The sequence below is a fragment of the Candidatus Babeliales bacterium genome (genome assembly GCA_040879965.1).
Lineage (GTDB): Bacteria > Babelota > Babeliae > Babelales > JACPOV01 > JBBDJI01.
Genome location: JBBDJI010000009.1, coordinates 1 through 19,597, shown reverse-complemented (window position 1 = coordinate 19,597; position 19,597 = coordinate 1). Strand labels below are relative to the sequence as shown.

The 19,597-nt window shown below is 35.4% G+C and carries 33 protein-coding genes; 32 read left to right on the top strand and 1 reads right to left on the bottom strand.

Features of this window, described 5'->3' with window-relative positions:
* The first annotated feature begins 20 nt into the window (after positions 1–20).
* The 32 genes from fusA (at position 21) to rplQ (ending at position 18,198) form a co-directional block, all read left to right on the top strand.
* On the top strand, positions 21–2,090 hold the full coding sequence (gene fusA, locus WDZ41_01450; protein ID MEX0940002.1) for an elongation factor G: 2,070 nt from the start codon (positions 21–23) through the stop codon (positions 2,088–2,090).
* 31 nt (positions 2,091–2,121) lie between these two features.
* Positions 2,122–3,309 (top strand): elongation factor Tu, encoded by a 1,188-nt coding sequence (tuf, locus tag WDZ41_01445; protein MEX0940001.1) that lies wholly within the window; start codon positions 2,122–2,124, stop codon positions 3,307–3,309.
* A gap of 14 nt (positions 3,310–3,323) precedes the next feature.
* Entirely contained in the window at positions 3,324–3,629 is a 306-nt protein-coding gene (gene rpsJ, locus WDZ41_01440; GenBank protein ID MEX0940000.1) for a 30S ribosomal protein S10, read from the top strand.
* Positions 3,630–3,647: 18 nt separating this feature from the next.
* Complete coding sequence (rplC, locus tag WDZ41_01435) at positions 3,648–4,271, top strand: 50S ribosomal protein L3 (protein ID MEX0939999.1); 624 nt, start codon at positions 3,648–3,650, stop codon at positions 4,269–4,271.
* A 17-nt stretch (positions 4,272–4,288) separates the two neighbouring features.
* On the top strand, positions 4,289–4,945 hold the full coding sequence (gene rplD / locus WDZ41_01430) for a 50S ribosomal protein L4 (protein ID MEX0939998.1): 657 nt from the start codon (positions 4,289–4,291) through the stop codon (positions 4,943–4,945).
* Positions 4,936–5,247, top strand: a complete 312-nt coding sequence (rplW, locus tag WDZ41_01425) for a 50S ribosomal protein L23 (protein MEX0939997.1) — start codon at positions 4,936–4,938, stop codon at positions 5,245–5,247. The genes rplD and rplW overlap by 10 nt, the downstream gene beginning before the upstream one ends.
* A 28-nt stretch (positions 5,248–5,275) precedes the next feature.
* Positions 5,276–6,094, top strand: coding sequence for a 50S ribosomal protein L2 (gene rplB / locus WDZ41_01420; GenBank protein ID MEX0939996.1), 819 nt, complete (start codon positions 5,276–5,278; stop codon positions 6,092–6,094).
* Between the two features lie 17 nt (positions 6,095–6,111).
* Positions 6,112–6,393 (top strand): 30S ribosomal protein S19, encoded by a 282-nt coding sequence (gene rpsS / locus WDZ41_01415; GenBank protein MEX0939995.1) that lies wholly within the window; start codon positions 6,112–6,114, stop codon positions 6,391–6,393.
* A 78-nt stretch (positions 6,394–6,471) separates the two neighbouring features.
* Positions 6,472–6,819 (top strand): 50S ribosomal protein L22, encoded by a 348-nt coding sequence (rplV, locus tag WDZ41_01410; GenBank protein ID MEX0939994.1) that lies wholly within the window; start codon positions 6,472–6,474, stop codon positions 6,817–6,819.
* Position 6,820: 1 nt separating this feature from the next.
* Entirely contained in the window at positions 6,821–7,456 is a 636-nt protein-coding gene (gene rpsC / locus WDZ41_01405) for a 30S ribosomal protein S3 (GenBank protein MEX0939993.1), read from the top strand.
* Between the two features lie 22 nt (positions 7,457–7,478).
* Positions 7,479–7,892: a 50S ribosomal protein L16 gene (gene rplP, locus WDZ41_01400; protein ID MEX0939992.1), complete on the top strand. Its 414-nt coding sequence runs from the start codon at positions 7,479–7,481 to the stop codon at positions 7,890–7,892.
* A gap of 2 nt (positions 7,893–7,894) precedes the next feature.
* The gene (gene rpmC, locus WDZ41_01395) at positions 7,895–8,089 is read left to right on the top strand and encodes a 50S ribosomal protein L29 (protein ID MEX0939991.1); all 195 of its coding nucleotides are present in this window, start codon (positions 7,895–7,897) and stop codon (positions 8,087–8,089) included.
* A 50-nt stretch (positions 8,090–8,139) separates the two neighbouring features.
* Positions 8,140–8,367, top strand: a complete 228-nt coding sequence (rpsQ, locus tag WDZ41_01390) for a 30S ribosomal protein S17 (GenBank protein MEX0939990.1) — start codon at positions 8,140–8,142, stop codon at positions 8,365–8,367.
* A gap of 12 nt (positions 8,368–8,379) precedes the next feature.
* Positions 8,380–8,742 (top strand): 50S ribosomal protein L14, encoded by a 363-nt coding sequence (rplN, locus tag WDZ41_01385; GenBank protein ID MEX0939989.1) that lies wholly within the window; start codon positions 8,380–8,382, stop codon positions 8,740–8,742.
* A 10-nt stretch (positions 8,743–8,752) separates the two neighbouring features.
* Positions 8,753–9,064 (top strand): 50S ribosomal protein L24, encoded by a 312-nt coding sequence (gene rplX / locus WDZ41_01380; GenBank protein ID MEX0939988.1) that lies wholly within the window; start codon positions 8,753–8,755, stop codon positions 9,062–9,064.
* A 21-nt stretch (positions 9,065–9,085) separates the two neighbouring features.
* Positions 9,086–9,643: a 50S ribosomal protein L5 gene (gene rplE, locus WDZ41_01375; GenBank protein ID MEX0939987.1), complete on the top strand. Its 558-nt coding sequence runs from the start codon at positions 9,086–9,088 to the stop codon at positions 9,641–9,643.
* 8 nt (positions 9,644–9,651) lie between these two features.
* Positions 9,652–9,837: a type Z 30S ribosomal protein S14 gene (locus WDZ41_01370; GenBank protein ID MEX0939986.1), complete on the top strand. Its 186-nt coding sequence runs from the start codon at positions 9,652–9,654 to the stop codon at positions 9,835–9,837.
* An 18-nt stretch (positions 9,838–9,855) separates the two neighbouring features.
* Positions 9,856–10,248 (top strand): 30S ribosomal protein S8, encoded by a 393-nt coding sequence (rpsH, locus tag WDZ41_01365; GenBank protein ID MEX0939985.1) that lies wholly within the window; start codon positions 9,856–9,858, stop codon positions 10,246–10,248.
* Positions 10,249–10,258: 10 nt separating this feature from the next.
* Complete coding sequence (gene rplF, locus WDZ41_01360) at positions 10,259–10,804, top strand: 50S ribosomal protein L6 (protein MEX0939984.1); 546 nt, start codon at positions 10,259–10,261, stop codon at positions 10,802–10,804.
* A gap of 22 nt (positions 10,805–10,826) precedes the next feature.
* Positions 10,827–11,192, top strand: a complete 366-nt coding sequence (gene rplR / locus WDZ41_01355) for a 50S ribosomal protein L18 (GenBank protein MEX0939983.1) — start codon at positions 10,827–10,829, stop codon at positions 11,190–11,192.
* Positions 11,193–11,226: 34 nt separating this feature from the next.
* Positions 11,227–11,742 carry a 30S ribosomal protein S5 gene (rpsE, locus tag WDZ41_01350; protein MEX0939982.1) on the top strand — a complete coding sequence of 172 codons (516 nt, stop codon included), beginning with the start codon at positions 11,227–11,229 and terminating at the stop codon, positions 11,740–11,742.
* Complete coding sequence (gene rplO, locus WDZ41_01345) at positions 11,729–12,196, top strand: 50S ribosomal protein L15 (protein MEX0939981.1); 468 nt, start codon at positions 11,729–11,731, stop codon at positions 12,194–12,196. The genes rpsE and rplO overlap by 14 nt, the downstream gene beginning before the upstream one ends.
* 4 nt (positions 12,197–12,200) lie before the next feature.
* Positions 12,201–13,514 (top strand): preprotein translocase subunit SecY, encoded by a 1,314-nt coding sequence (gene secY / locus WDZ41_01340; GenBank protein ID MEX0939980.1) that lies wholly within the window; start codon positions 12,201–12,203, stop codon positions 13,512–13,514.
* The gene (locus WDZ41_01335) at positions 13,511–14,200 is read left to right on the top strand and encodes a nucleoside monophosphate kinase (GenBank protein ID MEX0939979.1); all 690 of its coding nucleotides are present in this window, start codon (positions 13,511–13,513) and stop codon (positions 14,198–14,200) included. The genes secY and WDZ41_01335 overlap by 4 nt, the downstream gene beginning before the upstream one ends.
* Positions 14,197–14,958 (top strand): type I methionyl aminopeptidase, encoded by a 762-nt coding sequence (gene map, locus WDZ41_01330; protein MEX0939978.1) that lies wholly within the window; start codon positions 14,197–14,199, stop codon positions 14,956–14,958. Before WDZ41_01335 ends, map begins: the two co-directional genes overlap by 4 nt.
* 13 nt (positions 14,959–14,971) lie before the next feature.
* Positions 14,972–15,199 carry a translation initiation factor IF-1 gene (gene infA / locus WDZ41_01325; protein MEX0939977.1) on the top strand — a complete coding sequence of 76 codons (228 nt, stop codon included), beginning with the start codon at positions 14,972–14,974 and terminating at the stop codon, positions 15,197–15,199.
* 27 nt (positions 15,200–15,226) lie between these two features.
* Positions 15,227–15,361 carry a 50S ribosomal protein L36 gene (gene rpmJ, locus WDZ41_01320; GenBank protein MEX0939976.1) on the top strand — a complete coding sequence of 45 codons (135 nt, stop codon included), beginning with the start codon at positions 15,227–15,229 and terminating at the stop codon, positions 15,359–15,361.
* Between the two features lies 1 nt (position 15,362).
* Positions 15,363–15,752 (top strand): 30S ribosomal protein S13, encoded by a 390-nt coding sequence (rpsM, locus tag WDZ41_01315; protein ID MEX0939975.1) that lies wholly within the window; start codon positions 15,363–15,365, stop codon positions 15,750–15,752.
* 31 nt (positions 15,753–15,783) lie between these two features.
* Positions 15,784–16,167: a 30S ribosomal protein S11 gene (gene rpsK / locus WDZ41_01310; GenBank protein ID MEX0939974.1), complete on the top strand. Its 384-nt coding sequence runs from the start codon at positions 15,784–15,786 to the stop codon at positions 16,165–16,167.
* Between the two features lie 22 nt (positions 16,168–16,189).
* The gene (gene rpsD, locus WDZ41_01305; GenBank protein MEX0939973.1) at positions 16,190–16,741 is read left to right on the top strand and encodes a 30S ribosomal protein S4; all 552 of its coding nucleotides are present in this window, start codon (positions 16,190–16,192) and stop codon (positions 16,739–16,741) included.
* A gap of 51 nt (positions 16,742–16,792) precedes the next feature.
* A complete protein-coding gene (locus tag WDZ41_01300; GenBank protein ID MEX0939972.1) occupies positions 16,793–17,845 on the top strand; it encodes a DNA-directed RNA polymerase subunit alpha in 1,053 nt (350 codons plus the stop codon).
* A complete protein-coding gene (gene rplQ / locus WDZ41_01295) occupies positions 17,842–18,198 on the top strand; it encodes a 50S ribosomal protein L17 (GenBank protein ID MEX0939971.1) in 357 nt (118 codons plus the stop codon). The genes WDZ41_01300 and rplQ overlap by 4 nt, the downstream gene beginning before the upstream one ends.
* Positions 18,199–18,261: 63 nt before the next feature.
* Here rplQ and WDZ41_01290 read toward each other — a convergent pair whose 3' ends face one another.
* Positions 18,262–19,587 (bottom strand): hypothetical protein, encoded by a 1,326-nt coding sequence (locus tag WDZ41_01290; GenBank protein MEX0939970.1) that lies wholly within the window; start codon positions 19,585–19,587, stop codon positions 18,262–18,264.
* Between the last annotated feature and the right edge of the window lie 10 nt (positions 19,588–19,597).

The window sequence follows — 19,597 nt, the reverse complement described above, 5'->3', positions numbered from 1 at the left end:
AGCAACAAAGGTGATATTAAATGAGTAAGGGATTATCTCTATATAGAAATATAGGCATTGCAGCTCACATTGATGCTGGTAAAACAACTGTTACTGAAAGAATGTTGTTTTATACTGGTATTACCCATAAATTGGGTGAAGTTCATGAAGGCCAAGCAATCATGGATTGGATGGAGCAAGAACGTGAACGTGGTATAACGATTACGTCTGCGGCAACAACGTGTTTTTGGAAAGATTATAATATAAATATAATTGATACGCCAGGTCACGTTGACTTTACTATTGAAGTAGGGCGATCATTGCGTGTTTTAGATGGTATGATCGGGGTTTTTTGTGGTGTTGCTGGAGTACAGCCGCAATCTGAAACGGTTTGGCGTCAGGCTAATAGATACAAAGTACCGCGTATTATATTTGTTAATAAGCTTGATCGTATTGGAGCCGATTTTTTCAAGGCAATAGAAGATATTAACAAAAAATTACATGCCAATGCAATTGCGATGCAAATACCGGTGGGTACTTCCGAAGAGTTAAGTGGAATCATTGATTTGCTTGAACGTAAAATGGCTACTTTTAGTCAAGAAGATCAAGGCGTTACGGTAACATGGGAAGAGATACCGGCAGAATATAAAGAAAGAACAGAAGAGTTGCGCATGAAAATTGTTGAGCGTGCTTGTGATTTTGATGATGTTCTTGCTGAAAAATTTTTGAATGAAGAAGAAATTACTATCGATGAAATTAAAACAGCATTAAGAAAAGGTGTATTAAACCTAAAAGTAGTGCCAGCATTTTGCGGTACCGCTTTTAAAAATAAAGGCGTGCAATTGCTTTTAGATGCTGTTGTTGATTATCTGCCTTCTCCTTTAGATGTTCCTCCAGTTGTCGGTATTGATAAAGGGACGGAAAAAGAAGTTGAGCGCAAGGCTGATATTAATGAACCTTTTAGTGCGTTAGTTTTTAAAATAATGACTGATCCGTATGTAGGTATTTTAACATTCATGCGTGTTTATTCAGGCCAATTAAAAGCTGGATCATATGTTATTAATGCTAATACTGGCGTAAAAGAGCGCGTGAGTCGTTTAGTAAAAATGCATGCTGACAAACGAGAAGAAATAGACATGGTTCAAGCGGGTGATATTTGCGCAACTGTGGGTGTAAAAGATGCTATTACAGGTCATACGCTTTGCAAAGAAAATACGCCGCCTATTATATTGGAATCTATTGATGTTCCAGCGCCAGTTATTTCTGCTTCAGTTGAGCCTAAAAATAAAAGTGAATATGAAAAAATGACTTTGTCATTACGTAAAATGTCTTTAGAAGATCCTTCTTTTAAGTTTTCATATGATAAAGAAACTGGGCAAACGGTTATTCAAGGAATGGGTGAGTTGCATCTTGATATTGTTGTTGATCGCTTAAAGCGTGAACATAAGGTTGAGGTTGTTCAGGGTAAACTGCAAGTTGCTTATAAAGAAACTATTCAGAAAGCGACTGAAGCGGAGGGCAAATATATTAAGCAAACCGGTGGTCGTGGGCAATATGGACATGTCTGGTTAAAGGTTGAACCTCTTGAGCGTGGCAAAGGGTTCGAATTTGAAAACAAAGTTGTTGGTGGTGCAATTCCAAGTGAATTTATACCAGGAGTAGAAAAAGGGCTTCAAGAAGCAATTACTTCAGGTATTTTGGGTGGCTATCCAGTAGTTGATATTAAAGCAACATTATTTGATGGTTCTTATCATGATGTCGATTCATCAGAAATCGCATTTAAAGTTGCTGCGTCGATGGCATTCAAAACTGCAGTAGGTAAAGCATCGCCAGTTATTTTGGAACCAGTTATGAAGGTTGAAGTAGATACCCCTGAAGAACATATGGGCGATGTAATGGGTGATTTAAATTCCAGAAGAGGTAGAATACTTGGCATGGAAACTAAGGATGGAGCACAAAATATTGTTGCCGAAGTGCCTTTAGCTGAAATGCTTGGTTATGCTACGACCTTACGTTCAATGACCAAAGGTCGAGCAGGATATTCAATGGAATTTGAATGTTATAGAGAAGTACCGCAAAACGTACAAAAAAATATAGTTGATAAAAAATAATTGATTTTTATTCAGTTTGGGAGACAAATCCATGGCAATTAAATTTGAAAGAAAAAAACCACATATAAATGTTGGTACTATTGGTCACGTTGATCATGGTAAGACAACTTTAACTGCAGCTATAACAAAGCGACAAGCAGAAAAAGGGATGTCAAATTTTAAAGCGTTTGATGAAATTGATAATGCGCCAGAAGAAAAAGCACGTGGTATTACCATTGCAACTTCTCATGTAGAATATGAAACAGATAAGCGTCACTATGCGCACGTTGACTGTCCTGGTCATGCTGATTATGTAAAAAACATGATCACCGGTGCTGCTCAAATGGATGGCGGTGTTTTGGTAGTATCTGCAGCTGATGGTGCGATGCCTCAAACAAGAGAGCATATTCTTTTAGCTAAAAACGTAGGTGTTCCTGCGTTGGTTGTTTTCCTTAATAAAACAGACATGGTCGATGATGAAGAAATGATTGACATGGTTGAGGAAGAAGTTCGTGAATTGTTAAGTAAATATGATTTTCCTGGTGATGAAATTCCATTCATTCGTGGATCTGCATTAAAAGCATTACAAGGTGATAAGAGCGAAATCGGTGAGCCTGCAATTGATAAATTGCTGGAAGCACTTGATACTTATATTCCTGAACCAAAACGTGAAATTGATAAACCGTTCTTAATGCCGGTTGAAGCAGTATTTTCAATATCTGGTCGTGGCACAGTAGCTACTGGTAGAATTGAACGTGGTAAAATAAAAGTTGGCGAAGAAGTTGAAATTGTAGGCTTTGGTACTACTTTAAAAACTACGGTTACTGGCGTTGAAATGTTTAAAAAAGAATTGGGAGAAGGCCAAGCTGGTGACAACGTTGGATTACTTCTTCGTGGTGTAAAAAAAGAAGAAATTGAACGTGGAATGGTTATTGCCCAACCGGGAACAGTAACCCCGCATCAATCCTTCAAATGCCAAGCTTATATTCTTAGCAAAGATGAAGGTGGGCGTCATAGTCCGTTCTTTAATGGCTATCGACCACAATTTTACTTCAGAACAACTGATATCACTGGTATAGTAACATTGCCTGAAGGCCGTGAAATGGTTATGCCTGGTGATAACGTTGAATTAAAAGTTGATCTTATTGCACCAATCGGTATGGAAAAAGATCTTCATTTTGCTATTCGTGAAGGTGGTAGAACGGTTGGTTCTGGCGTAGTAACTGAAATTATTAAGTAAAGAGTGAGCATTTTATGAAAAAGCAAAAAATTCGCTTGTCATTAAAATCTTACGATCATCAATTGCTTGATAAGGCAGTTAAACAGATTGTATTGACAGCAAAAAGAACAGGTTCTGAAATAGTTGGGCCTATTCCATTGCCAAACAAAAATCGTTGTTTTACTGTTTTAAGATCGCCACATGTCGATAAAAAATCACGAGAGCAATTTGAGTTAATAAGACATAAGCGTATTCTTGATATTGTTTCTCCATCAGATCAAACAATGGATGCATTAATGAAATTAAGTATTTCATCTGGTGTTGATGTTGAGATTAGTTAAGCTTTGAAAGGTTTTCAGATGCTAAGTGGCATATGGGGAAAAAAAATAGGTATGACGCAGGTTTTTTCTGAGAAAAATACTGTAGTGCCGGTGACTGTTATAGATATTGGAAATTGGTATATAACTGGTTTAAAAACGCAAGAACAAGATGGGTACAATGCCATTCAAGTTGGATTGATTAAAGAAAAATTTAATAATCAACCTTTTTTAAGTGAATGGACAAAAAAGCCAAAAAACTATTTCCAGATGTTAAGAGAAATTAATTTACAGGCTAAGCCAGAAATACCTATGGAAATTGGTCAAGCAATAGATTATGCTTCAGTTTTAGCTACCGGAGAACATGTAAATGTTTTTGGTATGACTAAAGGTAAGGGTTTTCAAGGTGTGGTTAAGCGTCATGGATTTAGAGGTGGGCCTGCGAGTCATGGCCCGCGATTTGGCAGATGGCCTGGATCAATAAGCTCATATAGGTCACAAGGTAAGGTTATTAAAGGTAAAAAGTTGCCAGGACATATGGGTGTTGAGCGTCGTGTAATGAAAAATTTGGAAGTAATTAAAATTGAAGCTAATGCAAATATTGCATTAGTGAAAGGTAGTGTTCCAGGTGGTTCAGGAGCATTGATTTATCTTCAAAAGGCATAAAGGCGAAAGCGTAGATCATGAATGCTCAAAAAAAGACAAATGAAATGCAAGAAATGAAAAATAATTTAACACAAGTTTTAACTCATGATATTTTGGTTGATGCGGTTAAAAGTCCAGTGAGAGAAGTAGCCTTCTCTACATGGATTCGTCAAATACTACAAAATTGGCGACAAGGAACTGTTTCAAGCAAAGGTAGAGCCGATGTTAGTTTTTCTAACAAGAAGCCTTGGAAACAAAAAGGTACGGGGCGAGCGCGTGCTGGTTCAGCACGGTCTCCTTTGTGGAGAGGTGGCGGTACAACATTTGGTCCGCAACCACGAACACGAACTCTAAAAGTTTCTAAAAAACTAAGAAAAGGCGTTTTGAACAATTTATTGTGGGACGCAATTGATAATAAAAATCTTATTTGTTTAGATTGGACAATTTCAAATGAAAGTCCGAAAACAGCCGCTGCATATACTGTTTTAAAGCAAGCTGATTTACTAAATAAAAAAGTTAATCTTTTATTGCCGATAGATGATACTATTCATTATGCATCATTTATTAATATTCCGAATGTAAGTGTTTTATCATTTGATGAAGTAAATGCATATGATTTGGCATTAGCAGATAAATGGATAGTGCTAAAAAAAGATTTAGATGCCTTTAAACAAATGGTGAATTCATGGCTTTAAAAATTTATGATATAATTCAAGGTCCGGCAGTTACGGAAAAAGCTTCTAAATTGGTTTCTAATCAAAAAAAAGTTGTATTAAAAATTCATCCAAAAGCTAATAAGCCTATGGTTAAAGAAGCATTAGAGAAATTATTTAATGTAAAAGTAGAGAATATCAGAACAATAGTCCGTAAAGGAAAAGTACGAACATTTAAACGTATGAAATCAACGGGTAAATTAACTAAACGAGCTATTGTTACACTAAAGCCGGGATATTCACTGGATGTTGCCGAGTCGGCACCTGAGCAACAAGCTAGCTAAAGATAGTATAGAGTAATAGGGAAAAGCAATGGCAATACGAACAAGAAAACCAAGGAATGCATCATTAAGGTTTCAAACCTTTATAACATCAGATGATATCACTACCAATAAGCCGGAAAAATCATTAGTAGTTGGGTTGAAAAAAAAGGCAGGTAGAAATGCTTATGGCCGCATAACCGTAAGGCATAGAGGCGGTGGTGCACAAAGAAGCTATAGAATTATAGACTTTAAAAGAGATGTGCGCGATGTTGAAGGTAAATTAACTACTATCGAATACGACCCAAACCGTAATGTACGGATAGGATTAGTTAACTATGCGAGTGGTGCAAAAAGATATATACTTATACCAGAAGGATTATCAGTAGGTGATATGGTATTTGCAAGCGAAAAAGCTGAACCAAAAATTGGAAATGCTTTGCCATTGCGTAATATCCCTGTTGGTTTTATTGTTCATAATATTGAAATTAAGCCAGGATCTGGTGGGAAGTTTGCTCGTAGCGCAGGGACATCGATCCAAGTTATGGCTAAAGAAGGTGATTATATCACTTTAAAAATGCCTTCTGGAGAAGTTCGCATGGTACACCAAAATTGCTGGGCAACCGTAGGTGTGCTTGGAAATGCCGAATATAAAAATATTGTACTTGGCAAAGCAGGAAGAACACGACACATGGGTATTAGGCCTACAGTACGTGGTATGGCAATGAACCCGATTGATCATCCACATGGTGGTGGTGAAGGTCGTTCTAAGTCTGGTTCACATCCAGTTTCTCCTTGGGGTAAAGGTAGCAAGGGTACACGTACAAGAACACGAAAAAATCCTTTAATAATAAGAAGACGCAAAAAATAGTTTAAAGAGAGATTACGATGGCAAGATCTATCAAGAAGGGACCATTTGTAGATGAATCGTTACTAAATAAGATTCAAAAAATAAAATCAAGTGGAAAACGCGAAGTTATAAAAACATGGTCAAGACGCAGTATGGTTATTCCTGATTTTGTAGGATTAACTATTGCCGTACATAACGGAAAAAAGTTTGTGCCTGTTTTTATTACTGAAAACATGGTTGGACATTATTTAGGGGAATTTTCGCCTACAAGAACATTTAAGCTGCATAGTGGACAGCGCAAAGCAGGAGTTGCTGCGTAGTAATAAATAAGATAAATTAATAATTATCAAGCAGTAGCAATAATGCAGATAATGAGTGTTGAAAATTTGAGGAAAACAATGCAATTTGTGGCAAAAACAAAATTTATACGATATTCACCATACAAGCTGAGGCCTATAGCTGATTTTGTACGTGGTAAAAATGTAAAAAATGCACTTGATTGGCTATATGCTCATGAAAATCAACGAGTTACGCCCTTAAAAAAAATGATAGAATCAGCCGTGGCAAATGCAAAATATCTTAAGGATATAAGATCCGAAGATTTATATATTAAAGAATTGCGCGTAGATCAAGGGCCTACCTTTAAATATTTTAAGCCTGGCGCAATGGGAAGAGCGACTATTTTGCGAAAGCGATTTAGCCATTTAAGTGTTACTTTAGAATCAAAAGAACAGAAAGAGGTATAGCGTGGGACAAAAAGTTAATCCAATTGGATTTAGAATTTATGGAGGGTACCGCGATTGGGATGCGCGTTGGTTTGCTCGTAACTCTTACGGTGAGCAAATTATGCAGGATCTTGCTATTCGAAAATATATAGAAAAAAATTTAGAAGCCGCAGAAGTAGGGCGCGTTGAAATTGAAAAAGCTGGCGATAACGTTAAAGTTATTATTCATTCGGGTAAACCAGGTGTAGTGATTGGAAAAAAAGGACAAGATATAGAAGTCCTTAGAAAAGATCTTGCCAAGCTACTTAATATTAAAAGCGTTGAAGTGTCAGTTCAAGAAGTGAAAAATCCAGAACTAGATGCTACTTTAGTTGCAAAAAATATTGCAGATCAATTAGAACGTCGTGGTAATTATAAATTGGCAATGAAGCGTGCAGCGAATACCGCAATTAAAACAGGCGCTAAAGGAATCAAAATTCGATGTGCTGGTCGGTTAGCTGGTGCAGAAATTGCCCGTGAAGAATGGACCCGAGTTGGTGCTATTCCTCTCCATACATTACGAGCTGATATTGATTATGGATTTGCAAAAGCTAAAACAACCTACGGAATTATCGGTGTCAAGGTTTGGATCTGTCGTGGTGATTATCAAGTTAGTTAAGTTTCATCGGAAAGTGTAAGCAATGTTAATGCCAAAGAAAACAAAATATCGGAAAGTACAACGAGGAACGCTAAAAGGATTATCCAAAGGAGCGCGTACCGTAGACTTTGGTGAATATGGTTTGCAAGCAGTAGAACCAATTTGGTTAACCGCTCAACAAATCGAAGCGATGCGAGTTACCATTTCACGAAAATTAAAAAAAGTTGGAAAACTTTTTTTGCGTGTTTTTCCGGATAAACCAGTTACCAAAAAACCTGCAGAAACTCGAATGGGTAAAGGTAAAGGAAATCCTGAGTTATGGGTTGCAGTAGTAAAAAGAGGTCGCGTTATTTGTGAAATTGAAGGCTTACCAGAAGAAGAATCAAAAAAAGTACTTCAATTAGCTTCTTATAAATTACCGATGAAAACAAAATTTGTAACACGAGCGGATAAATAGCGATGAAAGAAAAAATTAATTTTAAAGAATTAAGTGAGCAAGAATTACGTGAAAAATATGAAACGCTAAAAAGAGAACATTTTAGCCTGACGTTAAATGCGGCAACTGCTCACATAAAAGATTATTCACAATTTAATAAGTTGCGGAAAGATATTGCAAGAACATTAACATTTTTAAATCAAAAGTTAATGCAATAGTTTTAAACTAAGGTGTTCAAGTGGAAGAAAAAAAACAAAAGAAAAGCCGCATGCTTCAAGGCAAAGTTGTTTCTGATAATATGGATAAAACCATTGTAGTTGAATTTAAAAGAACCTATAAGCATGCCCTAACAGGAAAAGTCATGAAGTCTATAAAAAAATATAAAGTTCATGATGAAAGCGAGCAGGCAAAAGTGGGTGATATTGTAGAATTTTATGAAGGACGACCTCTTTCAAAGACTAAATACATGTATTTAGCCCAGATTATCAATCAATAGTGAGGTAAAGTCATGATACAAAAGGAATCTTACTTAGTAGTAGCCGATAATTCTGGCGCAAAAGAATTACAATGTATTCATATCGTAGGTGGAACGAGAAAACGTTATGCATATTTAGGCGATAGAATAAAATGTTCGGTAAAAAAAGCTATACCTGGAGGTATGGTAAAAAAAGGTGATGTTGTAGATGCAGTTATTGTACGTACTGCAAAAGAATATCGACGAGATGACGGAAGTTATATTCGTTTTGGTGATAATGCTGCAGTTATTGTAAAAGAGAATGATTTAATTGCAACGCGTATTTTTGGACCAGTAGCTCGAGAGATAAGAAAAAAATATCCTAAAATAGTCTCTCTAGCTCCTGAAGTTTTATAAGAGGTTCTCGATGGAACGGATAAAAAAAAATGACACCATAGTTGTAATATCTGGTAAAGATAAAGGCAAAAAAGGTGAAATCATTGAAATTTTACCGAAAAAGGGTAAAGTATTGGTTAAGGGGGTAGCGCTTGTTACTAAGCACTATAAGGCGCGCAAACAAGGTGAAAAATCTGGCATCAAGAAAATCGAAAGTTATATTGATAGCTCAAATATTATGCCAATTTGTCCTTCGTGTGGAAAACCTGCACGAGTAGGTGCTAAAGAAGTTGAAAGTGGCAAGCGACTTAGAGTTTGCAAACAATGTAACGAAAATTTCTAAAACAATGATAAGGATCATTGAATGGCTAATAAAGCACGTTTAGAAGAATTATATAGAAACGAGATTCGATCTCAGCTTAAAAAAGATTTAGGTTACGAAAACATAATGGAAGTTCCTAGTCTTTCAAAAATTGTTATCAATGTTGGCGTAAAAGAAGCGGTATCTGATAGTCGAATTTTAAAAAAAGTTTCAGATATTATAGCACAAATTGCAGGACAAATGCCGGTAAGAACCAAAGCGAAAAAATCTATCGCAGGTTTTAAGATTCGTGAAGGGATGCCACTTGGCGTGATGGTCACATTAAGAAGAAAAAGAATGTATGAATTTTTGGACCGATTAATAAGTCTTGCATTGCCAAAAGTAAAAGATTTTCAAGGATTAAAAGATCGCTTTGATGGACAAGGTAATTATAATTTTGGCGTTAAAGAATGGTCAATTTTCCCTGAAGTAGAACGTGCATCAGAAGAGATGTTGGGAGGCTTAAATATTACTTTTCATACTACCGCTACAAAAGATGAAGAAGCTTTAAGCCTTTTAAAGAAATTTGGAATGCCCTTTAGGCATAGTAAATCGAATTAAGGATAGCGATGGCAAGAAAAGCATTAATAGAAAAATCACAAAAAACTCCAAAGTTTGCAGTACGACAAAGAAATCGTTGCAAGCTTTGCGGTAGGCCGCGCGGTTATTTGCGAATGTTTAAGATGTGTAGAATCTGTTTTCGTGAAAACGCGTTAAAAGGTTGGCTGCCTGGCGTTAAAAAGACAAGTTGGTAATGCGATAAGGAAAGAAATATGTCAATAGATACAATAGGAAATTTTTTAACAATTATTCGCAACGGCTTTATTCTTGGCAAACGCAGTGTAGAAGCTCCTTTTTCAAGAATGAATTTTAATATTGCTCAAATTCTCAAAGATGAAGGATTTGTCAAAGATATTATGATTCATGGTGAAGGAGTAGAAAAACGAATAAAAGTTTTATTAAAATATGTAGACGGCGAATCAGTTATTCATGAAATAACACGTTTAAGTAAGCCAAGTCGTCGTCGTTATGAAAAAGCAAAAAGTTTAAAGCCAGTTAAAGGTAAACTTGGAATTTCTATTCTCACCACTAGCAAAGGCTTGATGACCAATAAAAAGGCTCGAGAGCTCGCAGTGGGAGGTGAAGTGATTTGCTCGGTTTGGTAAGGATAGGATTATGTCAAAAATTGGAAGAAGACCTATAGATTTAGGCAATGTACAGATTGAAATTAATGGTCAAGAAGTACATTATAAAGGAAAAAAAGACTCAGGAGTACATGCGCTTCCTGAAGGATTACAGGCAGAGCTTGTTGATAATAAAAAGATAAAAATTCTTTGTGATGATAAAGAATCGCGTGAAAGTAAAAGGCTTTGGGGCTTGCATAGAGCGCTTTTAGCAAATGAAATTAAAGGCGCGGATCAAGGGTTTGAAAAACAATTGAATATTACAGGTCTTGGATATAAAGCTGCTGTATCCGGTGATAAATTAATTTTTTCATTAGGATATAGTCATAAAATTGAATTTCCTCTACCTAAAGGAATATCGGTTGATATCGACAAGAAAGGCCAAACGCTAAAAGTTTCAGGTTCTGATAAAGAACGCGTTGGTGCGGTTTGTAGCGAAATAAAGGCTTTGCGGCCACCAGAACCTTACAAAGGAACTGGGATTCAGTTATCCGATGAAACGATTTTGCGTAAAGCTGGTAAAACTAAATCAGCATAATTAACTTAATTGAGGAAATGCCGTGTCGCATCAAAAAAAGATTTCTCAAAGAAGAGAACGTAGAAAAAAACGAGTACGTAGTGCTTTTTTGACAAGTGAGCTTCCACGAATATCAGTTTTTCGCACTGCGAAACATATTTATGGTCAAGTAATAGATGATAAATTGCAAAAAACTTTAGTAAGTGGTTCAACATTATCTTTTAAAGATATAGTCAAAAACACAAAAGGTGATAAAAAAGATCTTGCTCATGCTATTGGTGTAGAGCTTGCTAAAAAAATGCGCGAAAAAGGTATTGAAAAAGCAGCTTTTGATCGTGGGTCTTTTTTATATCATGGACGAGTTGAAGCATTTGCTGAAGGCCTCCGTGAAGGTGGTATAGAAATTTAATTAATGAATTTTACATTAAGTGGGAATGAAATAAATGGTTGAAGAGCGAAAAGAAAAGACATTTATCGATACTGTAGTCAGTGTAAAGCGAGTAACAAAAGTTACTAAGGGCGGAAAGCGATTTTCTTTTTCAGTTTTTGTTGTTTCTGGTGATACAGAAGGCAATGTAGGTATCGGATTAGGAAAAGGAAAAGAAGTTTCGTCTGCTATTGCAAAAGCTACAACAAAGGCACGCAAAAACATGATTAGAGTTCCATTGCGTAATTCAACGATTCCTTATGATGTTACCGGTAAACATGGTGCAAGTAGAGTTATTATTCGCTCTGCATCTAAAGGGACTGGTACTATTGCGGGTGGTCCAATGCGTGCAGTTATGCAAGCAGCAGGAATAGAAGATGTTTTAGCAAAATCCTTAGGATCTGCTAACAAGCAAAATGTTGTGAAAGCTACTTTAAATGCTTTGGCAAAATTACGAAGCTTGAAAAATATGCAAAAATTACGTGGAATAACAACGACTCAGATTGTAAAGGGAAGCCATGTTAGCGCTTGATAAATTAACAAAATTAGTAAAAAAGCGAAAGCGCGTTGGTAGAGGCGGTAGCCGCGGTGGGACTTCTGGAAAAGGGCATAAAGGTCAAAAAGCGCGATCTGGTAGTCACGGTGTAGGATACGGTTTTGAAGGCGGACAAATGCCTCTTTCAAGAAGATTGCCAAAAAGAGGTTTCAATAATGTTCAATTTGAAACGGCTTATGCAATTATAAATCTTGAAGATCTTGAGCGTCATTTTAATAGCGGCGATGAAGTTACCAAAGATGTGCTTTATGGTAAAGGCTTAATTTCCAAAAGAAAGAGCACCAAAGGTCAAAGTGCCACTCTAGTTAAATTGCTTGGAAATGGTTCAATCTCTAAGCAATTGATGGTGCATGTGGATGCTGTAAGTAAATCTGCAGTACAAGCCGTTGAAAAGATAGGTGGAAAAGTTCATTTATTAAAGGAGATGTAAAGTAGTGATTTTCCTAAAAAATTTCAAAAATATTTTTCTTATTCCTGAATTAAGAAAAAAAATTTTCTTTACTTTGGGTATATTGGTGATTAATAGATTAGGAACATACATTCCAGTTATTGGCGTGAATGTTCCACTACTTGGTGAGCATATGAAACGTGCTACGGGAGTTGGCGGTCTATTAAGTTATCTTGATATTTTTTCAGGAGGGGCATTAAGTAAATCAACATTATTCGCCTTAGGGATTATGCCATATATTACTGCCTCGATTATGATGCAAATATTAAGTATGTCAATTCCACAATTAGAGCAATTAGCAAAAGAAGGTGAATACGGTCGTAAACTTATTAATCAATACACTCGCTATATCGCCCTAGGATTAAGTGTGATGTACAGTTTTGGTTATGCAACCTATTTAGAACATGCGAATCTAGTTTTAACTCCAGGCTGGGGTTTTAGGCTCATGTTTGTATTATCTTTGACTGTTGGTTCACTTTTTGTAATGTGGCTTGCTGATCAAATATCATTATATGGTCTTGGTAATGGTAGTTCGATGATTATTTTTGCTGGTATTGTCTCTCGTTTTCCAGAACACATTATCAAAACAAAAACGCTTATCGATGTAGGGACGATTGAAAGTTGGCAAGCAATACTTATGCTAATAGTTTTCCTTGGTATCATTGCAAGTATTGTTTTTCTAGAAAAAGGTGAACGGAAAATTCCAGTACAATATGCCCGAAGGGTTGTAGGACAGCGAGTTTATGGTGGTCAAAGTACCTATATTCCTTTTAAAATTAATACAGCAGGTATTATGCCAGTAATTTTTGCTTCATCAGTATTGCAATTTCCTGCTACTATTGCATTAATGTTATCTGAACGAGCAGAAATTTTTCGTTGGTTTGCTGGTTTAATGTCTCCTACAAATATTGTTTTTAATGTTTTAAAATTCTTTCTTATTATCTTTTTCTCGTTTGTATGGACTATGATTCTTTTTAATCCTGAAGAGCTTGCTGCAAATATTAAAAAGAGTGGTGGATTTATTCCTGGGATACGTCCTGGGCGCAAAACTATAGAATTTTTTAATTATATTTTAACGCGTATCGGATTGGTTGGCGCATTATATTTAGCCGGTTTGGCACTAGTACCAAATGTTATGTACGCTCTCATGAGAATTCCTGCATTTCTTGATGGTACTTCATTGCTAATTGTAGTGGGGGTCGCTTTAGAAACTTCAGCACAGGTTGAATCTTATCTTATCGAACATCGATATGAAGGATTTTTAACAACAGGTAGGTTAAGAGGTAGGGTAGCACGGTGAATAGAGGTACTCATTTAGTAATTTTTGTGGGGCCACCTGGGTCAGGTAAAGGGTCGCTTTCTCAGTTATGTACCAGGAAATTAGGTTGGACTCAACTCTCAACTGGTTCCCTGTGTAGAAAGCATATTGCAGAAAAGACAGAAATAGGTAAAGAAATAGATTTTTCTATAAGATATGGTAAGCTAATAGCTGATGAACTTATTGTGTCTATGGTCAAGGAATGGCTCGAAAATAATATTGAACAACAACGTACTGTTATTTTAGATGGATTTCCGAGGACTATAACACAAGCAGAATATTTACAAGTAGTGATATTAGAAAAATTGCCACAGTGTCGTTTAAGCATAATTAAATTGGCCGTTTCAGATAAGGTGATTACTGAAAGATTGTTAGGTCGATATACTTGTGCAAATAACAATTGTCAGGCAATTTATTCGATTCATGCTCATTCTGCTATGGTGCCAAAAAAGCCTAATGTTTGTGATGTATGTGAATATAAATTAATTCGTCGAGAAGATGATGATGAAGCAGTTGTTTGTGATCGATTATCTTCTTATCACAAATATGAACATGGTCTTATTGAATTTTATAAGCGAATTGGCAAAAAAATTAAAGAAATTAACGTAGAAAAACCGATTAATAGAGTATTTGAGGACTTTACAAGTTTAATAGTTGAGAACGAATGATCACAATAAAAAACAAATTATCAATTCAAAAAATGCAACAAGCCGGACAACTTTTGGCTGATCTTTTTGATCAATTATTAATTAAAATTGTTCCGGGAATTACTACTTTAGAAATTGATAGTTGGATAGAAGATTTTTTGAGAACAAATAACCTTGTATCTCAATCAAAAGGTTATAAAGGATATAGCCATGCAAGCTGTATATCAGTAAATGATGAAGTTGTGCATGGTATTCCATGTAACAATAAAATTATCAAAGATGGTGATTTAGTAAAAATTGATATCTGTGCCTCATGGAAAGGTTATTGTGCTGATGCTGCTCGGTGCTATTTTATTGGACAACCTAAAGAAGAAACCAAGCAACTAGTGAATGTTGCGCAGAGAGCATTAGATAAAGGAATTGAAAAGGCTTTGCCAGGAAATAGATTGTCTGATATTTCTGCGGCAATTCAAGCAGAAATTGAAAAATCTGGATATGGAATAGTGCGTGATTTTGCTGGGCATGGTATCGGTAAGTTTATGCATGAAGATCCTGAGATATTAAATTATGGCAAACCAGGACACGGTCCTATTTTGCGACCTGGAATGACGTTTGCGATAGAGCCAATGATAACACAAGGTAAATGTGATGTGTATATCACTAATGATGGTTGGACAGTAAAAACAAAAGATAAAAGTTTGGCTGCACATGTAGAAGATACCATTGTTATTACTAATGAAGGTGTACAAATTTTAACTCGAAAAAATATTGAGGCATGATAGGAAAGCTGGAATGAAACAGAAGAAAGAAGATGTAATTCGAGTTGATGGCATAGTAAAAGAAACATTACCTAATGCTATGTTTCGAGTAGAAATAGAAGGTGGACATACGGTATTAGGGCATGTATCAGGAAAAATGCGAATGCACTATATCAAAATTTTACCTGGCGATAGAGTATCTTTAGAATTATCGCCCTATGATTTATCGCGTGGAAGAATAGTATTACGGTACAAAAACTAATATGATTGAAGAATATCAGGAAAACTCATGAAAGTAAGAACATCCGTAAAGAAAATGTGTAAAGATTGTCAGGTAGTACGACGTGAAAATGTTGTTCGGATAATTTGTAAAAAAAATCCGCGACATAAACAACGTCAGGGCTTAGGCAGCAAGAGGAATTAAAATGGCACGTATTGAAGGTGTAAGTTTGCCTGCAAATAAACGAGTAGAATATGGTTTAACCTATCTCTATGGTGTAGGCGTTAATAGATCGCGCGATATCCTTAATAAATTAAAAATTGATTTAAATAAGCGCGTAAAAGATTTATCAGATCAAGAAGTGACTGCTTTGCAAAAAGAATTGACACAGAATTATAAAATAGAAGGTGAGCTTAGAAAAGAAGTAACGTCAAACATTCGACGATTACAGGAAATAAGCTCATACAGAGGCTTAAGGCATAAAAAAGGTTTGCCAGTGAGAGGTCAACGTACAAAAACAAATGCACGTACTCGTAAAGGCCCTCGAAAAGTTGGTGGAGCAGTTGCACTTAAGCGCAAAGTAACTAAAAAATAATGCGCGGGTATAAAGAGAAATAAAGGAAACAATGGCTTACAAGAAAAAAACAAAAAAAATTAAACGACAGGTAAATACCGTTGTAGCCCATGTAAAATCAACATTCAATAATACCTTAGTTAGTATTACAACGCAAACAGGTGATGTATTATTGGGTGGGAGCTCTGGTAAGCTTGGTTTTAAAGGTGCTCGTAAAGGAACACCTTTTGCGGCTACTCAGATTGGTTCTACACTTGCTAAAGATATGCAATTGATGGGTGTTAAAGATGTTGAAGTTAATTTGCAAGGACCAGGTTCAGGAAGAGATTCAGTAGTGCGTGCTTTACAAGCAGCAGGTTTTAACATAACTGTATTGCGCGATGTAACACCATTACCTCACAACGGAACAAGACCTGCAAAAAAACGTAGGGTTTAATTAAATTAGAAATCAGGGTGCTATGAACAACAAAGAAAAATTAAATAACAACAAAGAGCGTAAGACTACAAAACGTCCAAAGAAAATGTCAGAATATGGACGGCAGCTTGCTGAAAAGCAAAAAGTAAAAGAAATGTATGGAATGCGAGAAAAACAATTTAAGCGTTTCTTTAAAATTGCTACTAAAAGTAAAGAAGCAACAGGTGATTTGTTGCTTAGTTTATTAGAACGGCGATTAGATAACGTTGTATATCGATTAAAATTAGCTACAACACGCAGACAAGCACGCCAAATTATTGTTCATGGCCACATTCTGGTAAATGGCAAAAAAGTGTATTCACCATCCTATTTAATTTCTTTAAATAGTGTAGTTAGCTTAGCCTCGAATGTATTAGAAAAAGAAGCATTTCTTGGTCAGGTTATTGATAAAAGATTGAAAATTGGTATTAAGGTACCCGAGTGGTTAGAGCTTGATAAAGTAGAGCGTAAAGGTAGAATACTTCGCTATCCGGTTCGTTCAGATATTCAAGTTCCTATAGAAGAGAATTTGATAGTTGAGTTGTATTCGAAGTAATTAGTGTTTTGATTTAATTTCGATGAATTGTTGAGCTCCGTAGGGAGGACCATGGACAAGAAGGAATATAGGCCATTAACTATTCCACGATTAACGTGGGATAAGAAAAAATTAACAGAGCAATATGGTGAGTTAGTTGCTCAGCCCCTTGAACCAGGATTTGGTATTACATTGGGTAATTCAATACGCCGGATTTTACTGGGTGGTGTAGAAGGTTCTGCAGTTACTTCTGTAATTATAAAAGGAGTAAATAATGAATTTACTTCTTTACCTGGCATTGAAGAAGATACCATGCATGTATTGCTTAATATTAAGCAAATTAATGTACGCAATAAAGAAGGAATTCCTGGAAAAATGCGCTTGCATGTTAAAGGTGAACAAGTTGTTAAAGCTTCTGATATTAAAGCAGACCCGCATTTGGAAATCATTAATGGAGATCATGTTATTGCACATGTTTCTGCAAAGGGAGAATTAGATATAACATTCTTTGTTGAATCAGGACGTGGATATCAGCCAGCACAATGGCCAGCTGATAAAGCATTACAAGAAGAAGGTCGTATTTATCTTGATGCAATGTTTTCTCCAGTTCGTCAAGTGAGCTTTGATGTCGAAAAAACACGAGTAGGTAAAGAAATTGATTATGATAAATTAACATTGAAAATCCATACTGATGGATCAGAAAATCCGTTGGATGTATTACATTATTCAGTTTCAGTTTTACGTTCTTTGTTAGAACATTTCCTTACCAGTGCTGAGATACCGTTTAATGAAATTTCTAAAATGCCTGAAGAACAAAAAGATGAAAAGCCAGTCAAGGCGATTGATCTTGGGCTTAAAGGATTATCACCAGAATTTCTTTTAAAGCCAATTGATGAACTTGAATTACCAGTACGTGCCCATAATTGTTTAAAAGATGCGGGAAAAAAACGTATTGTTGATTTAGTAAATCTTACTGAAGATGAAGTGCTAAAGATAAAAAATTTCGGTAGAAAATCATTAGGCGAAGTTAAAGATAGTCTCAAAGCATTTGGACTCTCCTTAGGTATGAATATAGCTGAAGATGACCTCAAAAGGCTTGTTAAAACAACAGAAGGTGAATTATGAGACATCAAATAGGTAGAAAAAAATTAAACTTAAAAGCTTCACATAGACGTTCATTATTGCGTAATCAAGTTATTCATTTGATTGAAAATGGTCATTTGGTTACCACTAAAGCTCGAGTAAAAGAAGTGCGTAAGTTAGCTGAAAAATTAGTAACTATTGCACGTAAAGGAAATACCTTTACAGTTCGTCGCCGAGCCAAAATGTTACTGCCTTATAAAGATACCGCACTTGATAAATTGTTTGGTGAAATTGCACCACAATATACTGAAAGACCGGGTGGCTACACGCGCATTATCCCATTAGGAAAACGAATTAGTGATACTGCAACTATCGCGCGTCTTGAATGGGTTTAATTTAGAATCTATTTTTTAAAAAAATTGAAGAGGCATGATTTATCGTGCCTCTTTTTTTTACTCTTATCCTTGTTCCATAATATTGATATTACTTCCTTGTGGTCCTTTGTGAATCATAAAATGAATAGGAAATTGATCTTTCATAGAAGTTAAATGCGAAACAATTATAACTTTTGAAAAATTATCTTGAATTTTATGAATTGCATCCATAAGCAATTGTAATCCTTCCTCATCTTGCGAACCAAATCCTTCATCAATAATAAGTGTTTGTAATGAAGTTCCCGCACGGCGCGCTAATAGTTTAGAAATTGCTATACGTAAAGAAAAATCAATTCTAAATGCTTCTCCGCCTGAAAATAATTCATAGGGACGAATACCCATTGGATCAGATATTTTTATATCAAGCGTTTCTTTGGTGCCGCCTTTTTTTAGATCGCGTAATGAATCAATAATTATGTGTGCTTGATTATAAGTAAGTTTTGCCAGCAATTCATTTGCTTCTTGTTCAATTTCTGGTATTGCATCCTCAATTAATAATGCTTGGATACCATCTTTACTAAATGCATTTGCAAGAATTTGATACTCATGAATTTGTTCACTTAAAGAAGTAATATTTTTTTTATGCAAAACAGAAGTTTGTTTGAGTTTCTCGAGTTGTTGTTGCTTGTGTTCTATAAGCCCTTTTTCTTGTAGCAATAACTCTTTTTGCTGTTGTTGCCCATTACAATGATTAATAAGAGTTTCTTCAGTAGCATTCAATTTATTTTTATCTTCAGATAAATGAGCATATTTTTGTATATCTGTAACCAATTTTTGATAACTTGAATTCATAATTTTTAAAGAAGCAATTAATTGCGTAATTTCTTTTTTGCGTTGTTCTTGTTTTGTTTTTTCAGCAACACATTCTTGCGCTTTTTTTTCTTGTTCTTTTAATTGGTCGAGTTGCTCAAGTATTTTTTTATAAGTATCTGCCTGATAATTTTTATTCGATAACACAAGCTCTATTTTTTCACGCTCTATTTTATAGGCTTGATATTCTTTATTATTGGCCAATTCTGTGTGATAGCTTTTTTCAGTATTTTTTAAATTACTTGTTTCATGATTAATTAATGTTGCTAAATTTTCTTGTTTAGAAAAATTTTCTTTAATTTGATTTTGTAACGCGACAATTGAGGTAAGATTTTTTTGTATTAAATTATTAAGTTCTTTTTGCTGAGCTTCTGCGCCAACATAAATATTTTGTTCTTTTTTTATATTTTCTAGTTGTTTGTGCTGTTCAATTAATAATGCTTTTAATTCCTTAATAATTCGTGCTAATCGGTTTACTCTATGCTCAAAGCTTTTAGTAAGTTTATTAAATTTATTTATATAATATATTACACGACCCAAATTTTAATAT

Bases quoted from the DNA above. Each gene is read 5' to 3' on its own strand.
- rplQ (MEX0939971.1), top strand. From the start codon at position 17,842: ATGAGACATCAAATAGGTAGAAAAAAATTAAACTTAAAAGCTTCACAT.
- rplD (MEX0939998.1), top strand. From the start codon at position 4,289: ATGAATGCTCAAAAAAAGACAAATGAAATGCAAGAAATGAAAAATAAT.
- rpsM (MEX0939975.1), top strand. From the start codon at position 15,363: ATGGCACGTATTGAAGGTGTAAGTTTGCCTGCAAATAAACGAGTAGAA.
- infA (MEX0939977.1), top strand. From the start codon at position 14,972: ATGAAACAGAAGAAAGAAGATGTAATTCGAGTTGATGGCATAGTAAAA.
- rpmC (MEX0939991.1), top strand. From the start codon at position 7,895: ATGAAAGAAAAAATTAATTTTAAAGAATTAAGTGAGCAAGAATTACGT.
- rpsJ (MEX0940000.1), top strand. From the start codon at position 3,324: ATGAAAAAGCAAAAAATTCGCTTGTCATTAAAATCTTACGATCATCAA.
- rplC (MEX0939999.1), top strand. From the start codon at position 3,648: ATGCTAAGTGGCATATGGGGAAAAAAAATAGGTATGACGCAGGTTTTT.
- rplO (MEX0939981.1), top strand. From the start codon at position 11,729: ATGTTAGCGCTTGATAAATTAACAAAATTAGTAAAAAAGCGAAAGCGC.
- rplN (MEX0939989.1), top strand. From the start codon at position 8,380: ATGATACAAAAGGAATCTTACTTAGTAGTAGCCGATAATTCTGGCGCA.
- rpsH (MEX0939985.1), top strand. From the start codon at position 9,856: ATGTCAATAGATACAATAGGAAATTTTTTAACAATTATTCGCAACGGC.
- rplV (MEX0939994.1), top strand. From the start codon at position 6,472: ATGCAATTTGTGGCAAAAACAAAATTTATACGATATTCACCATACAAG.
- rplB (MEX0939996.1), top strand. From the start codon at position 5,276: ATGGCAATACGAACAAGAAAACCAAGGAATGCATCATTAAGGTTTCAA.
- rpsD (MEX0939973.1), top strand. From the start codon at position 16,190: ATGAACAACAAAGAAAAATTAAATAACAACAAAGAGCGTAAGACTACA.
- rpsQ (MEX0939990.1), top strand. From the start codon at position 8,140: ATGCTTCAAGGCAAAGTTGTTTCTGATAATATGGATAAAACCATTGTA.
- rpsS (MEX0939995.1), top strand. From the start codon at position 6,112: ATGGCAAGATCTATCAAGAAGGGACCATTTGTAGATGAATCGTTACTA.
- rpmJ (MEX0939976.1), top strand. From the start codon at position 15,227: ATGAAAGTAAGAACATCCGTAAAGAAAATGTGTAAAGATTGTCAGGTA.
- rplE (MEX0939987.1), top strand. From the start codon at position 9,086: ATGGCTAATAAAGCACGTTTAGAAGAATTATATAGAAACGAGATTCGA.
- rplP (MEX0939992.1), top strand. From the start codon at position 7,479: ATGTTAATGCCAAAGAAAACAAAATATCGGAAAGTACAACGAGGAACG.
- map (MEX0939978.1), top strand. From the start codon at position 14,197: ATGATCACAATAAAAAACAAATTATCAATTCAAAAAATGCAACAAGCC.
- WDZ41_01370 (MEX0939986.1), top strand. From the start codon at position 9,652: ATGGCAAGAAAAGCATTAATAGAAAAATCACAAAAAACTCCAAAGTTT.
- rplW (MEX0939997.1), top strand. From the start codon at position 4,936: ATGGCTTTAAAAATTTATGATATAATTCAAGGTCCGGCAGTTACGGAA.
- rpsE (MEX0939982.1), top strand. From the start codon at position 11,227: ATGGTTGAAGAGCGAAAAGAAAAGACATTTATCGATACTGTAGTCAGT.
- rpsK (MEX0939974.1), top strand. From the start codon at position 15,784: ATGGCTTACAAGAAAAAAACAAAAAAAATTAAACGACAGGTAAATACC.
- fusA (MEX0940002.1), top strand. From the start codon at position 21: ATGAGTAAGGGATTATCTCTATATAGAAATATAGGCATTGCAGCTCAC.
- rplX (MEX0939988.1), top strand. From the start codon at position 8,753: ATGGAACGGATAAAAAAAAATGACACCATAGTTGTAATATCTGGTAAA.
- rplF (MEX0939984.1), top strand. From the start codon at position 10,259: ATGTCAAAAATTGGAAGAAGACCTATAGATTTAGGCAATGTACAGATT.
- tuf (MEX0940001.1), top strand. From the start codon at position 2,122: ATGGCAATTAAATTTGAAAGAAAAAAACCACATATAAATGTTGGTACT.
- WDZ41_01300 (MEX0939972.1), top strand. From the start codon at position 16,793: ATGGACAAGAAGGAATATAGGCCATTAACTATTCCACGATTAACGTGG.